Here is a 14,393-nt window from a genome sequence, read left to right on the forward strand (position 1 = left end):
TGTAACTTGCTGTCACTAGTCTCTGTTTAAGGCCTGTTTTGTAAAAACGAGTCTTAAACAGAGACTTTTCTAACGCTCAGTTTCGTGATTAAAATAGCAATTACAGGCCCCGAGAGTACCGGTAAATCTACCCTGGCAGCGCAGTTGGGGCAGCACTACGGCGCGCCATGGGTACCGGAGTACGCCCGAACTTACCTGGATGAACTGGGCCGCCCTTACGAAGCCCCGGACCTGGAAGCCATCGCCAAAGGGCAGCTGAAGCTTTGGCAAGCCGAAGCAGAGAAGAACCCCGAACTATTGTTTCTGGATACTGAGTTGCTGGTGCTGAAGATCTGGTCAGAGCACGCTTACGGCATCTGTTCGTCTTTCATCCTGGAAAACCTCCGGCAGCAGAATTGTGACCTGTACCTGCTCCTGAACGTAGACTTACCCTGGCAACCAGACCCGCAGCGCGAGCATCCGCATTTGCGCCAGTTCTTTTATGACTGGTACAAACGGGAGTTAGAGCAGATGGGGGTGCCCTTTGCCGAGATTTCAGGCTCCGCTGACCTCAGGTTGCAGAAAGCCATTGAAGCCATAGAAAAAATCCGTCATTCATAACCATACCCGCCCATGAAAACTACTTACCTGGAAAATGAATATGTGCGCGTAGGCGTGAACAGTAAGGGCGCTGAGCTGTGCAGCCTGTTGAAAAAAGACGGAAACCGTGAATACATCTGGCAAGCAGATCCTGAGTTCTGGAACCGCCACGCCCCGGTACTTTTTCCTACGGTAGGCAAGTTGCCCAAAGACCAATACCTGCACCAAGGGCAAACGTACTCGCTGCCCCAGCACGGCTTCGCCCGTGACCAGGAATTTGAACTGGTGGAAGAAAAGGAAAACCAACTGGTGTATGAGCTGAAGGCTACGGATGAAACTAGGAAGAATTACCCGTTCGATTTTTTCTTGCGCATCATCTACACCCTGCAGGACCAAACAGTAGAAGTGAAATGGCGGGTGCACCACGCAGGTGAAGGCGAGATGCTATTCTCCATTGGGGCGCACCCGGCTTTTAACGTACCCATGGTGCCCGAAGGCTCCTTTGAAGACTATTACCTGGAATTCTCCCAACCAGAGACCTTGTCGCGCTACCTGTTGGAGGCGGGCACCGGCTTGCAGAACGGTCAGACGGAACCCGTGCTGGACAACATGGCCGTGCTGCCGCTCCGCTATGAGCATTATGAGAAAGACGCACTAGTCTTCAAGAATTTCCGCTCAGAGCGGGTGACCCTTAAAAGCGACAATCACCCACACTTTGTGCAGATGCAGTTCGCCAACTTCCCGTTCCTGGGCATCTGGACTAAAAGGATAGGGGCGCCTTTCCTATGCATAGAGCCTTGGTACGGCATAGCGGGCAGCGCAGGAGAGCCCATTGAGCTCAGCGAGAAAGAAGGAATGCAGTCCCTAGGCGCAAATGAGACGTTTGAGGCAGCTTACACCATCACCATAGGGTAGCCGTTAGGGGCTTATTTTGGGTAAATAAGCCTAAAAATTGGATAGGTGTAGTGTTGGCTAATAAACAGAATCAACCATGGAAGTAAAAGATAGCAATGGCACCCTGCTCAATGAAGGGGATAATGTCACCGTTATCAAAGATTTGAAAGTGAAAGGCCTCTACCACCATCAAAAGAGGCACCGTAGTGAAGAAAATCAGGCTTACCGATGATGCAGAAGAAATTGAGGGGCGGGTAGAAAGAACCGTGATGGTACTGAAAACCTGCTTTCTGAAGAAAGTATAAACTACACACAAAAGGCGCTGGAAAGCGCCTTTTGTGTGTAGTAGAACGATGTTTTTAGCCTGTTTTCAAAAATGGCCTGATAAGTGCCAAGTTTAGGATACGGGCAATATGTTTAACTGCTGCAGAATCTTCCTGGTGATGGTTTTTCGGCAGGGAGCAAAGGCATCGTTCTTAGTGGTTACGTTCTTGTGCAGCCGCGTGGAAAAGAAGTAGACGTTGCCTTTGGTTTCTACATATCCCACCCACCAGCCGCTGTCGGTGCCCGCGTAATTGGTCCAGCCGGTTTTGCCACTGATGGTGTAGTCTGGAGTTTGTTCGGCTATCATGAGTTGCTTCACTTTCTGTATGTTATCCTTGGAGAAGGGAAGGTCTCCGGCGTAAAAATTTCTTAGGAACTGGATCTTTTCTTTGGGTGAAATCGCGAAATCACCGTAATTCCAGAAATCGGCTCCCTGGGCGTTGGTGAGTTTACCGTTGCCGTAGCCACAGCGTTTGAGGTAGGAGAGGTACTTGTCTTTGCCTATCTTTTCGGCCAGCCGCACATAAAACCAGACAGTAGAGTTGGCAAAGGCTTTTGCTAGGTCAGTATCACTGTTCCAGGCGGGTATGCTGCGGGTTTGACCGTCCCATTTCAATATTTCGTGTTCGTCCTGCACCGCTTTCTCCTCCAGCAAAATCAACGAATTCAGAATCTTGAAAGTAGAGGCCGGCAAAGAAGCCCGGGCGGCATCTTTGGGGTCAATGTAGGTCCAGCGGTTCTTTTGGAGATCATACACCGTAATGCTGCCTTCCAGCCTGCACTCTTGAAACGGTTTCTGCAGATCCTGCCCCTTTCCCTGAAAAGGCACCAGAAACAGGAACCATAAAACAGCTAGTAACTGGGGTAAAGGAATACGGGTAGAACCATTCAGGCTGAACATGATGGGCTTGTATTTGGAAGGAATAGCAGTGTTTTTCTAAAATAGGCTTGTAAACGGAGGAGTGTTGTCAAGACTAAAGCGTGCGGGCCTTAATCTGCTGCAGGCTTTTCTTGAACCTTTCGGTGGGTTGGTTTTCTTTGCTGGCCAGCTCCACGGCTTTCTGCTGCATGGCTTCGGCTTCAGCGAAGAGTTGCAGCCGGTACAGAATATGGGCCAAAGTGTTATAGTACGGGGCCACTGGTTCTACTTCAATGGTGCGTTTGCTCCACAGCATGGCTTTCGTTAGATAAGTAGGGTTGCGGGTGCCGGTCTCGTAAATGGAGTACGCCGCGTTGTTTAGCTGCATGACAAAGCTGGTAGTAGGCGTGGAAGTTGTCCTGTAAGTAGATTCGGTACGGGTGACAGCTCCTGAAGCAGGCTTAGGTGGAGTGGCCGGTTTCCCTTTGGAGGGAAGTAGTAGACTGTTTCGGTACTCTGTCTGAGCCGTCATGATTTTCCTGACCGAATCAAGGGAGATGGCCATGAAGTAGCGGTCATAATAACTGGCGGCTTCGCGCAGGTAATTAGTGGTGTCTTTGATTGACCGGTAGAAGTTCACCATATTGGTCTGGTACGCCCGCAGTCCCCGGGCATAGTTTTCATCCCAAGTAATACGAGCAAAATGGGCACCTTTCTGCGCCAGGGCCGCATCTTTAGTGGCGGTAGCCTTGCGCATGGTGTTGTCAATGATGCTGTTGTTGATCTGGCTTCTTAGCGAAAAGGGCAGTGTTTTGTAGATGCTGTCCAGAATGGTTTTGTTTGAGCGCGAAAACACAAAGGCTTTACTGTCTACAATGGGCCCTTGCTCCAAAATAAACTGAACAGTGGAGAAGTTGTCAAAGGCGTTTACGGGCAATTGGCTCACGTACGTTTCCAATAGGTCCAGATCTGCTGGCAAGCCCATCTGTTTCTGCAGGTTGAGGTACTGGAGCAGAAAATCGGCGTTTCTTCTTCCCTGGTCAAACTCTTTTTGAAAATAGCTGAGGTTGAAGTTACTGGCGGCTTTCTCCTTGAATGCCTTCACTTCATCCAGGTATTTCTTTGGACTAGACGAATGGCTTTTGCTCCGGTGAATCAGGTTCCCGTCTGGGTTGAGGTACAGGTAAGTAGGGTATTCCTTCACCGAGTACTGGCGGGTCAACTTGCTGCCTTCCGCCGAGTTCCTTTCCACCTTCACGTTTAGAAATTCTGCGTTGAACAGTTTTGCTACCGCAGGGTCTTCCAGCGCGCTGATAATGTTGCGGTAATTTGGAGCCTTCGCTGAAGTGGACGTTGGCCAGGTTAACGCTATAAAAACAGGCTTGTCTTCCTGCCGGGCTTTAGCTAGAACTTGCTCTACTGTCCCGGTTTCATACTTGATTTTCTGGGCTTGAACCTCTAGGGCTGAGACGAAAAGGTAAATCAAGAAAAGGAGGGGTAAGATGCCGGGCACTTTCATGGGGGTGGAGTAGAGGTTTTGTCTAGCCAAGTTACTTTAAATTCCCAAAATCCAAAGTGCCGTTAGAATTAGATAAAAAGCTGGAAAAGTTTCACAAGTGGCTGAGAAAGGAGTGGTTACCCCGCACCATGAAAGCTGGTCTGCGGTACCTAACCCATGTGGCCTCTGTTTATTTGTATGAGGAGGCCAGCGGAGAGACCATGCAAATAAGCCTCATAAGCCAGCAACTGCCCAGCAACTGGAATATAAATGTTTACTTCGCGCTATGAGGCTCTTGCCTGGCTTAAAGCCTGCCAGAAAAAAGAACAAGAAGTGGCGTGATGATGCTACTCTAGCCCTTCCGCCGAAATCTCTGTTCTAAGGCTGTTTTCCCAAAAACAGAACACTTTTGTCCTGAAGTGTATGCTACCTTGACAGCAAGTAGAATGAAGAAGATTGGAGCCTATGGAGTTGTTTTGCCTTTGGCAGCTTGGGCGGCTTTCAGGTCACAGCCTTCTTTGCGGCGGGTGTCAGAAATGACAAATATTTTCCAACCTTGGGGGCTGCGGTACAGTTGGAAAGCATCTGCGCCACAATGACTGAAGGTGTCGCCCACGTAAAAAGCGTAATCACACCAAAGCGTGGCCAGGTCGCCGTCAACGTTCACTTTCACGTTCCAGATGCGTTCATCCAGTGCCTGTGGGTGGTTCTGTCCAATCATCTCTACAAACTTGTTGATAGGCGTTTCACGGGGCATTACGATGCCGTCTTTGCCTGCTCCTACGGAAAGCAAACGGGCATTGGCCGCCAGAACAGAGCGGGCCATGGTACTGTCTCCCGCGCGCATGCCGTCAAATAAGCGCACTACGGCCGCTTCTACTGCCTTGGCATCAGCCACTGCAGGAGCAGCTTTCTTCGCCTGGGCCATTGCGAAGCCACTTACCAAGAGGCAGAAAAAGGAGAGGAGAAGTGCGCGCATAGAACAGAGTAAGTTTGGATTTAGAAGATGTTTTCTGAAATAAGAAGGCTTTGCAAGTAAGAGTAACGGGCCGCCTTAGGTTTAAATCAGAATCAAACGGTCCTGAAGCATAGCCCTTAACTCCGGTGGAAGGCCGAAGTGCGTGTCCATGAAGTCATCCAGAATCTGGCGGGTATGGGGTGAGATTAAGTCCTGTATTTCCTCCAATGCCTCCCCGCTGATCATGTAGGGCATGTAGGTGTACAAAAGGTCTTTCCCGTAGCACTGGGCGTAAATCTGGTATTCTTTACAAGCCTCCCGCGGGGTGCCGGTAATCATGCAATGAGAAAGCCAGTTATCTAACCGCAGCGGATTAGGCAATGAAAGCAGGGCTTCACGGCGGGCTACCATGTCTACATTTTGGGAGAAATAGGCGTCAATGTTGCTCCGGGAATCAGGGGACAATTCCTGTCTAAGCCGGTGAGCACAGTTCAGGCACATGGCGTATTCAAAAGCCACGTCATACACCTGGTCTACCGGATAAAAGCGCACGGCTTTTTCCAAAACATAACTCACACCATCTTGCAGGAGGTCGCATTCACAGGTAATGCAGGAATGAAACGGCTGTCCTGAAGCCACACAGTACAGTTCTGGGGGTAGCGGCTCAAACTCATGCTCAAGGTGAATAGGAGGTAAATCCATAAAAGTAGAAGCGTTTAAGCTAAATCAATCCGACTAAGGTACTGCATTGTCGGTTTTGAGTAAACATAATCCTATTATTTCTGAAGCTTATTACACAAAGTAGTTCAAATAAGAGCCTGTGATAAGAAGAAGGCGGCGTAAATATTCTTCAGTAAAGCAGGAAGAAGATTTCAAGACAATCCTTCCTCGTTCCCCCTGGACTGTGCGTAATTATCTGATAGCATTTTTAAACTTTCACCCGAGAGCGATTTTCTTTTGCTTAAACCTATTAGGAAGGTAAAGGTTTGTTCATGCGGCAAAAACGGACGCCTCGGGAAAATTCGCCATATTCGCGTAGATAATCTCCTCTGTTATGAAAGGCACTAGACCTCTGAAGTTTATTCCAATGTTAGGGTTGTTTTTGGGCTTGGCTTCCTGTTCCAGCAATCCTTACGCCACCACCAACAAGGCCTATAAAAAGCAGGTGAAAGCCTACGCTAAAACCCTTCGGACTACCCCGGTGGTTAATCCCGGAGAAGATAGCCTGATGCGGGGAGACCAATGGGTGGGCACCACCAACTTCAACCTGCGGAAGCCCAATTACGTGGTCATTCACCACACTGCCCAGAATTCCACGGAACAGACGCTGAAGACGTTTACCATGCCTAAGACTCAGGTAAGTGCACACTACGTCATAGGTCGGGACGGCAAGGTATACCACATGCTGAGCGACTATCTCAGAGCCTGGCACGGGGGGACTGGTAAATGGGGCAATACTACTGACCTTAACTCTTCCTCTATTGGCATTGAACTGGATAACAACGGGTACGAGCCCTTCGCGGAGGAGCAGATCAACAGCCTTCTAAAGGTGTTGGCCATTCTGAAGAAAACGCACGGCATACCAGCTGCTAACTTTATAGGCCACTCAGACATTGCTCCCAGCCGCAAGGTAGACCCTAACCCCACTTTCCCCTGGAAGAGACTAGCCGAGGCAGGTTTTGGCACCTGGTACAACGAAGAGGCCGTCCGGAATTCTGTTTTTGAAACCATCATTCCACCTTACAACGACTCCACTGCCACGGTAGTAGACAGCGCAGCCATTCCTCTTCCAGTCCTGCCCCCCTCCACGGTAGTGGCTGTTGATACCATCCCGCTTTCCTTTCAGCCCAAAGAGGCCCTGCGCATTATTGGCTATGACGTGCAGAACCTGGAGGCAGCCATCAAAGCGTTTAAGCTCCACTTTATCCAGAAAGAGGTAAACGGCGTGCTCACCGATGATGACAAGAAGGTTTTGTACCACCTTTATAAAAAAAGCCTCTAAACGTATTGTTTAGTGACGATTGGAGATATTAGCTGTCATTTCAGAAAGTCCCCCTTTGAAGGGGGTAGGGGGATGACTACCCTTGCAGATCAGGCAATGTTGTGAGTAAAAGCCTTATATCCTCCCTTTGAAACGGGATTTATTTCTGAGCCTTTTCTTTTGAGAGCTTATCAAATCACGGGGCACATTCACGTATAACATATTATCCAAAACTCGTTGGTTCTTCAAGTGTTTTGCCATCCCCTGTCCCCTTCAAAGGGGAGTAAAAGGAAAGTATTGGCGTGTTTTAGCTTTCAAGTTCATCCAGAAAGAGCTGCTTTTCAGCTCGTCGGGTTACCGTACTTTCCCATACAATACAGCTGTTTTTACCCTGTTTCTTAGAAAAGAGCGCCTAAACCATTCGCCAACTTCGGGAAAGCCAACACTTTCCCGTAACTTTGTGCGTTTTTGAGAAGGCGGGTTCTGGACCCGTGAATAGCCGCATGTCAGAAAAACAGACCATTACCCCCCCGCGTACCAAATACCGTAAATGGATCAGGAACCTCTGGAAGCTTTTTGCTTTTGGGGCGGTCTTTGTCATCCTATACTTTGTTTCCGTTGACCAGAACCTGTTCTACCTGTTCGGAGAGTCTCCGGGGCTAGAGGATTTGGAGAACCCAAGAAACAACCTGCCCTCTGAGATCTATACTGCAGACGGGGTGCTGGTGGGCCGTTATTTCCGGGAGAACCGTGACCTGGTGCCTTTTGACAGCATTGCCCCGGTGATGGTGAAAGCGCTGGTGGCCACCGAAGACGAGCGGTTTTACGAGCACCAGGGCATTGACCCTATCTCTGTACTAGCGGCGGTAAAGGACAACCTGAAGGGTGAATCCCGCGGAGCCTCCACGCTTACGCAGCAGTTAGCCAAAAACCTTTATAAAACGCGAACCAAGAACACCAAAGGAATCTTAGGGCATGTGCCGTTGGTATCAACGGTGGTGGCCAAAACCAAAGAGTGGAACACCTCCATTAAGTTAGAGCAACGCTACACCAAAGATGAGATTTTGGGCATGTACCTCAACACCGTTGATTTCGGGAGCAATGCCTTCGGGATAAAGGTGGCGTCCAAGACGTTCTTCAGTACTACCCCAGACAAACTTAAGCCTGAGGAAGCCGCCATGCTGGTGGGGGTTTTGAAAGCGCCTACCACCTACAATCCGCGGTTCAACCCTAAAAATGCCATCACTCGCAGAAATGTGGTGTTGCAGCAGATGGCCCGCAATAAAGTCATTACTCCGGCCCAGGCCGACTCCCTTTCCCAACTACCCATTGACCTGAAATACCACGTAGAGCAGCACTTAGACGGGGTTCCTGCCTACTACCGCCAGGCCGTGAACGACTTTGTGCGCAACTGGGCCGAAGAACGGGAACTGGACATTTACGCTGATGGCCTCAAGATTTACCTCACTATTGACTCCCGCATGCAGCGCCTTGCAGAAGAAGCCCTTCGCGAAAAGATGAAGACCCTGCAAGCCCGTTTTGAAAACCAATTACGTGGCAAGAACCCGTGGGTAGATGACCAGAACAAAGAGATACCCGGATTTATTGAGAATGCCATCAAGCGTACAGGTGTTTATGCATCTTTGAAAAACAAGTACGGAGAAGATACAGCAGCCATCAATGAGGCTTTGAACACGCCTAAGAAGATGACCGTCTTCAGCTGGAAGGAGCCCAAAGAGATGACCATGAGTTCTATGGACTCTCTGCGTTACTACAAAAAGTTTCTGCGGGCAGGCATGATGACCATGGATCCTTTCACTGGTCACATTAAAGCTTGGGTGGGTGGTATTGACTATGATAACTTCAAGTTTGACCACGTAAAGCAGGCCAGACGCCAGCCGGGTTCAACCTTCAAACCCTTCGTGTACGCCGCTGCTATTGACGGAGGATATTCGCCCTGTGACAGAATTCCAGACCGGCGGGTCACCATCAAATACGTGGAGAACGGCAAGCCGATGGAGTGGACGCCGCATAACGCCAGCTATTCCATTTCAGGAAGTAACATGACCTTGCGACACGCCATGGGCCGGTCCATTAACACCGTAACCGCTCAGCTGACCGAAGCTATTGGGTGGGACACGGTCCGGGATTTCGCCCGCCGTATGGGGATCACCAGTCCCTTGCAGGCGGTGCCGTCTATTGGGCTTGGGTCTTCAGACGTGAGCATTTACGAGATGGTGAATTCTTACAGCACGTTTGTCAACAACGGCTTCCTGAACAAACCCATGCTGGTCATGCGCATAGAAGACCGTAACGGCAACGTGGTGGAGCAATTTAACCCACAGCAGAAACGCGTAATTTCAGAAGAAACCGCTTTCCTGATGGTGCACATGCTCAAAGGAACCATGGAAGAACCAGGCGGAACATCACAAGCGCTGTGGGAGTACGATCTCTGGAAAAAAGGCAACCAGGTAGCTGGTAAAACCGGTACCACCTCTAACCACTCAGACGGCTGGTACATGGGCGTGACAAAAGACCTGGTGACGGGTGTTTGGGTAGGCGGGGAAGACCGAAGCATCCACTTCAGGACTTCAGCCACGGGCGAGGGTTCTAAAACAGCGCTCCCAATTTTTGGGCGGTTCATGGAGAAAGTGTACCGTGAGCCCAGCTTGGGAGTGAAACTAGGTGCCTTTCCTAAACCTAAGACAAAAATCAGTAAAACCTATAACTGCGTCACGCCAGCGCCTCCTCGCCGCCGTGTAGTAATAGACACCATAGCTGTAGATGACTTGCTTGACAAGTTGAACGACAGCATCACCTCGCAGTTTTAACCGCAGATTCTTAGTCCTTTTCTGAAAACAAGCCTTTAAGTAAAAGCCGAGGCCCGCTCCAGTTACGGAAGCGGGCCTCGGCTTTTATGATGAAGTAGTTTTTGGTTAGCTGTTCTTGTCATACAGAGATTCCACAGCCTCCTGCACGTTGTTGTACTCAAAGGTAAAGCCTGTTTGTAGCACCTTGGTGGCGCTTACGCGGGAACTATTCAACACAATCTCGCTCATTTCCCCCAGCATCAGCTTTAACCCGAAGGCAGGGACATTGGGGAATACCATGGGCTTGTGCATCACTTTGGCCAGGGTGCGGGTAAGTTCCTCGTTTGTGGTGGGGTTTGGCGAAACCGCATTGTAAACGCCCTGCATTTGCCGGTCTTCTATGGCTTTGATGTAGAGACGGCACAGGTCATCAATGTGAATCCAGGACATGTACTGCTTGCCCGAACCCAACGGCGCTCCTGCCATCATTTTTATGGGTTTGGCTATTTGTGGCAACGCTCCGCCTTTATTGCTCAAAACAATCCCAATCCGGAAGATGACGGTTCTAATGCCCAGGTTATGGACCTGCCAGGAAGCATGCTCCCACTGTTTGCAGACCTCAGCCAGGAAATCTGAGCCGTAGGTGCTTTCCTCCATCATGAGCTTGTCGCCGGAGTTTCCGTAAATACCCACCGCCGAGGAAGCCAAAAAGCCTTTCACATGGTGCGGAGTCTTTTCAAGGTACCTGCAAAGGAGGTTGGTAGTAAGAGTGCGGCTGTCCAAGATCTCCTTCTTACGCGCGGTAGACCATTTCTCCCCCGACACTGAGGTGCCCGCCAGGTTGATGATGTAGTCAGCGTACCGGATGGCATTTTCATCTATGAAGCCTTTGGGTACATCCCACTTAAAGGTTTTGTACCGGGCATATTTATCCGGGGTACGGCTTAAGTGAGCAACTTCATAGCCGCTGTCAATCAACATCTCTGACAGGCGTGTTCCCAATAAACCGGTGCCCCCGGCAATCAATATCTTATCTGACATGTTGCGTTATCTACGGTCTACGCCCAGACCACCTTATACGGTGTTTCGCTTAAATGGGTAGGGCTGCTACTTTCTATAAAAGTAGCAGCATTGGAAACACCCCAGTGGCCTGAAAAATTCATCTTTACAGACAGTGCTGTAAGGGCTATTTGTTGTGCCGTATGGCTTGTAGAAATTCCAGGCGGTACGTGTCCTGCTCAAACAAACCAGAGTACTCAGAGGTGATGGTGCTGCTGCTTACATCATTCACGCCGCGGCTCATCACGCACAGGTGATCGGCTTCAATGAGTACAGCTACGTTTTTAGACTTGAGCACATCACGCAGTTCCTGGGCAATCTGGCGGGTAAGGCGCTCCTGCACCTGCGGCCGACGGCCAAAATACTGCACAATGCGGTTCAGTTTAGACAAGCCAATAACGTGCTCACTGGGAATATAGGCTACGTGCGCCTTGCCAATAATAGGCACAAAATGGTGCTCGCAGCTGGAGTAAAGGGTAATGTCACGCTCTACCAGCATCTGGCGGTAGCCATACTTGTTTTCAAAAAGACGGGCGGTAGGGCGGTTCTCGGGGTTAAGTCCGTCAAAGATTTCTTTCACGTACATTTTGGCTACCCTCTTAGGTGTACCTTTCAGGCTGTCGTCTTCCAGGTCCAGGCCTAGAATCTGCATGATCTCCCTGAAATGGTGGGCAATGCCTTCAATCTTTTGTTCGTCTGTGAGGTCAAACGCATCTGGGCGCAGAGGCGTGTCTAAAGAACCAGCCAAGTGCTCTTCTTCGGGATCTTCCTCGTTCCAATCCCTTCTATCCATGGTATTCAACAAAATTTCTTTCGGTTTCAAATAAAGTAAGGGACAACGCAAGGTTCTCTGGAAGGTGGGGGCGTAAACGCTGCCAGATCACCACGGCAATATTCTCAGCGGTGGGGTTTAGATGTTGAAACTCTTCGGTGTCCAAATTCAGGTTTTTGTGGTCAAATTTATCTAAAATTTCTGCTTTTATCAGAAGACTCAGCTTTTTCATGTCAAAGACATAGCCGGTGTCCTCATTAATGGGGCCCGTGAGTTTTACAATCAGGTTGTAATTATGCCCATGATAATTGGGATTATTGCACTTCCCGAAGACGCTCTGATTCTGCTCATTAGTCCAGTTAGGATTATGGAGCCGGTGGGCAGCGTTAAAATTCTCTTTTCGGCAGACAGTAACATTCATATCTATGAAAACAGGTGTAAATCCAATTTGGTTTTGCTTTATCAATATAATGCTAAATGCATCAAAAAATTAAATAGCCCATATGCGTTGGTATGTCAATATTTGTGTTAGTTTTGAACTTTGTACCAAAGGAAAATTTATATATGAGACAAACTTTTACTCGACTAGTGGCAGTGACTTTGTTACTGATGTTTTGGGGAATGGCACCTTCTGCCCAGGCGCAGGGCGCGAAAGTAGAGGAAGCTGAACTTGTAGTAAACGGGGTTAGCCGCAAAGGGCAACGTATCACCTTCCAATTGGACAGTAAGGTGGTAGAGAAGTCCTGGAAATCCTACCTGAAAGAGAAATCTGGTAGTTCGGTCAATGGTACTTCTTTCTGGCCTTTCGCTAAAGCTACTACCTCCAAAGGAATTTACACCGTTGAAGAGGGCAAGATAGATACTATCAGCAACGCCCCTCTGCACATTGTGTCTAAGGTAGATGGTACCGCTGACGGCGCCGTGTTGTTTTGGGCATTGGATCTAAACAGCAAACCCCTGAGCCAGCAGGAAACTCCTAAAGAGTGGGACCGCAGTGCTGGTTTGTTGCAGCAGTTTGCCCGTAACCTTTACCTGGAAGACATCCAAATGCAGGTAGAAGATGCCGAAGATGTGGTGATTTACTCCAAGGAAGAGGCGAAGCAGATGGCACGTTTGGCTAGTAAGATACAGGCTAAAATTGCCAAACGCCAGGAAGAAAAGGCTCAATTGGAAGCTGCCCTGGCTGCTAAAACCAAAGAACTGGAAGGCATGGACAACAAGTTACAGAGCAACCTGTCACGGCAGGAAGCTCTCTTGAATGCCAAAGAGAGAGAGCTAGCAGAAATGGACAAACGGTTGCAAAAAAGCCTGTTGCGGCAGGAAGTTGCGCTACGTGAAATCGAAATCATGAGCTCCACGATGGAAGCTGTAAAGTCGAAGATTGGTAGAATGAACTAACCCTGTTTGGGTATAAGAACAGATCGGCCCTGCGGTAACAACTACTGCAGGGCCGATCTGTTTTAAAGCCTTTTTAGCTAAAACAGTATCAAAATGGAGTTGAAACGTCTTGCAAGCCAAACAGATGAACTTTACTTCTTCTGTTTGTCGTACTTTTGGCTGCCTTTTGCGCAAAAGAAGGGTAAAACAGAAACCGGTTGCCTACTAGCCGAAGGTAGATTTTATGACCTGCGTCTATACCTTTGAAGGCTGTAATCGAATTCTCCCGCAGTACCCATGATCATAAGACAAAGAGAAAATTGGTTTAAGATGCTCTTCGTGTGGAAGGGCTCCGTGTTGCCGGCTATTCTGCCCCGGTTGGGGCTTTTGCTGCTGATCTCAATAGGGGTGGTGTTTGTGCAAGGCCGCCTGTTTGAATACAAGATTCCGTTGAACCCAGCGGCGTTCACCTTGTTGGGTGTGGCATTGGCCATTTTCTTAGGATTCCGGAACAACGCCAGTTATGAGCGTTTCTGGGAAGGCCGAAAACTCTGGGGCTCCCTGCTGATTGACACCCGCTCACTTACCCGGCAGGCATTAACCATGACCGGCCTTCCCGCCAATTCCCCGGAAGTGCTTTCCTTTGTACGCCTGCTTATTGCCTTCACGTACGCGCTCAAGCACCAACTCCGTCAGTCTGACCCTTTCCTTGATTTTCAGCGTCTGCTACCCCATGAGTTAGTGCAGAAGCTGGAGAAAGCCCGGTTCAAGCCAATTCTGCTGCTCAAGGAAATGGGCGTATGGGTGCAGGCCGGGAAAGAGGCAGGCCGCATAGATTCCATTACCCAAGCCGCCATTGACCATAACCTAAACCAACTCTCGGGCATTGTGGGTGGCTGCGAACGCATAGTCAGCACACCCATTCCGTATACGTACAATGTGCTGCTGCACCGTACCGTATACTTGTACTGTTTCTTATTGCCATTTGGCTTGGTGGACAGCATCGGCTGGATGACGCCCATCATGGTGGTCTTTGTGGGCTACACCTTCATGGCGCTGGAATCTATTGTGACCGAGATAGAAGAACCCTTTGGTACCGAGCCGAACGACCTGGCCTTGAATGCCATCAGCCAGACCATAGAAGCCTCTCTACTGGAAATGGCCGGTCAGGAAGTACCGAAAGCTCTGAAGCCTAAAAAGAAGTTTATTCTGGATTAACTCTTTCCAGAGGGGAGTGGCATTTAAAATAAAAATCCCGCTTTAAGCCAGATTTTCTCAAAAC

At 49.3% G+C, this 14,393-nt stretch carries 14 protein-coding genes and 1 pseudogene; 8 read left to right on the forward strand and 7 right to left on the reverse strand.

Going from position 1 to position 14,393, the window contains the following annotated elements:
* Nucleotides 1–84 precede the first annotated feature (84 nt).
* The 3 genes and pseudogenes from DC20_RS12065 to DC20_RS22390 all read left to right on the forward strand — a co-directional run bounded on the left by DC20_RS12065 (nt 85) and on the right by DC20_RS22390 (nt 1,778).
* Nucleotides 85–600, forward strand: coding sequence for an AAA family ATPase (locus tag DC20_RS12065; protein ID WP_062544058.1), 516 nt, complete (start codon nt 85–87; stop codon nt 598–600).
* A 12-nt stretch (nt 601–612) separates the two neighbouring features.
* Nucleotides 613–1,494 carry an aldose 1-epimerase family protein gene (locus DC20_RS12070; RefSeq protein WP_062544059.1) on the forward strand — a complete coding sequence of 294 codons (882 nt, stop codon included), beginning with the start codon at nt 613–615 and terminating at the stop codon, nt 1,492–1,494.
* 76 nt (nt 1,495–1,570) lie between these two features.
* Nucleotides 1,571–1,778 (forward strand): annotated as a pseudogene (locus tag DC20_RS22390) (alkylphosphonate utilization protein).
* A gap of 92 nt (nt 1,779–1,870) precedes the next feature.
* Here DC20_RS22390 and DC20_RS12080 read toward each other — a convergent pair.
* Both DC20_RS12080 and DC20_RS12085 read right to left on the reverse strand, forming a co-directional pair.
* Nucleotides 1,871–2,698, reverse strand: a complete 828-nt coding sequence (locus DC20_RS12080) for a penicillin-binding transpeptidase domain-containing protein (protein WP_062544061.1) — start codon at nt 2,696–2,698, stop codon at nt 1,871–1,873.
* Nucleotides 2,699–2,771: 73 nt separating this feature from the next.
* The gene (locus DC20_RS12085; protein WP_157593146.1) at nt 2,772–4,205 is read right to left on the reverse strand and encodes a DUF255 domain-containing protein; all 1,434 of its coding nucleotides are present in this window, start codon (nt 4,203–4,205) and stop codon (nt 2,772–2,774) included.
* Between the two features lie 26 nt (nt 4,206–4,231).
* Here DC20_RS12085 and DC20_RS12090 point away from each other — a divergent pair, with 26 nt between their 5' ends.
* Entirely contained in the window at nt 4,232–4,444 is a 213-nt protein-coding gene (locus DC20_RS12090) for a hypothetical protein (protein ID WP_062544063.1), read from the forward strand.
* Between the two features lie 173 nt (nt 4,445–4,617).
* On the opposite strand, the gene DC20_RS12095 is transcribed toward DC20_RS12090, so the two are convergent.
* The gene (locus DC20_RS12095; RefSeq protein WP_071885448.1) at nt 4,618–5,133 is read right to left on the reverse strand and encodes a nuclear transport factor 2 family protein; all 516 of its coding nucleotides are present in this window, start codon (nt 5,131–5,133) and stop codon (nt 4,618–4,620) included.
* 81 nt (nt 5,134–5,214) lie between these two features.
* On the reverse strand, nt 5,215–5,814 hold the full coding sequence (locus DC20_RS12100; protein ID WP_062544064.1) for a hypothetical protein: 600 nt from the start codon (nt 5,812–5,814) through the stop codon (nt 5,215–5,217).
* 352 nt (nt 5,815–6,166) lie between these two features.
* Here DC20_RS12100 and DC20_RS12105 point away from each other — a divergent pair, with 352 nt between their 5' ends.
* Both DC20_RS12105 and DC20_RS12110 read left to right on the forward strand, forming a co-directional pair.
* Nucleotides 6,167–7,114 carry an N-acetylmuramoyl-L-alanine amidase gene (locus tag DC20_RS12105; RefSeq protein WP_062544065.1) on the forward strand — a complete coding sequence of 316 codons (948 nt, stop codon included), beginning with the start codon at nt 6,167–6,169 and terminating at the stop codon, nt 7,112–7,114.
* A 482-nt stretch (nt 7,115–7,596) separates the two neighbouring features.
* On the forward strand, nt 7,597–9,924 hold the full coding sequence (locus tag DC20_RS12110) for a penicillin-binding protein 1A (protein ID WP_062544066.1): 2,328 nt from the start codon (nt 7,597–7,599) through the stop codon (nt 9,922–9,924).
* A gap of 105 nt (nt 9,925–10,029) precedes the next feature.
* Here DC20_RS12110 and DC20_RS12115 read toward each other — a convergent pair whose 3' ends face one another.
* The 3 genes from DC20_RS12115 to DC20_RS12125 form a co-directional block, all read right to left on the reverse strand.
* Entirely contained in the window at nt 10,030–10,944 is a 915-nt protein-coding gene (locus DC20_RS12115) for a TIGR01777 family oxidoreductase (RefSeq protein WP_062544067.1), read from the reverse strand.
* Nucleotides 10,945–11,089: 145 nt separating this feature from the next.
* Complete coding sequence (folE, locus tag DC20_RS12120; RefSeq protein WP_062544068.1) at nt 11,090–11,755, reverse strand: GTP cyclohydrolase I FolE; 666 nt, start codon at nt 11,753–11,755, stop codon at nt 11,090–11,092.
* Entirely contained in the window at nt 11,748–12,155 is a 408-nt protein-coding gene (locus DC20_RS12125; RefSeq protein WP_062544069.1) for a 6-pyruvoyl trahydropterin synthase family protein, read from the reverse strand. The genes folE and DC20_RS12125 overlap by 8 nt, the downstream gene beginning before the upstream one ends.
* Nucleotides 12,156–12,298: 143 nt before the next feature.
* Here DC20_RS12125 and DC20_RS12130 point away from each other — a divergent pair, with 143 nt between their 5' ends.
* Nucleotides 12,299–13,132, forward strand: a complete 834-nt coding sequence (locus DC20_RS12130) for a hypothetical protein (RefSeq protein ID WP_157593147.1) — start codon at nt 12,299–12,301, stop codon at nt 13,130–13,132.
* Nucleotides 13,133–13,408: 276 nt separating this feature from the next.
* Nucleotides 13,409–14,329: a bestrophin family protein gene (locus tag DC20_RS12135; RefSeq protein WP_062544071.1), complete on the forward strand. Its 921-nt coding sequence runs from the start codon at nt 13,409–13,411 to the stop codon at nt 14,327–14,329.
* The last annotated feature ends 64 nt before the right edge of the window (nt 14,330–14,393 follow it).

This window comes from Rufibacter tibetensis (genome assembly GCF_001310085.1).
In the GTDB taxonomy this organism is placed as follows: Bacteria; Bacteroidota; Bacteroidia; order Cytophagales; family Hymenobacteraceae; genus Nibribacter; species Nibribacter tibetensis.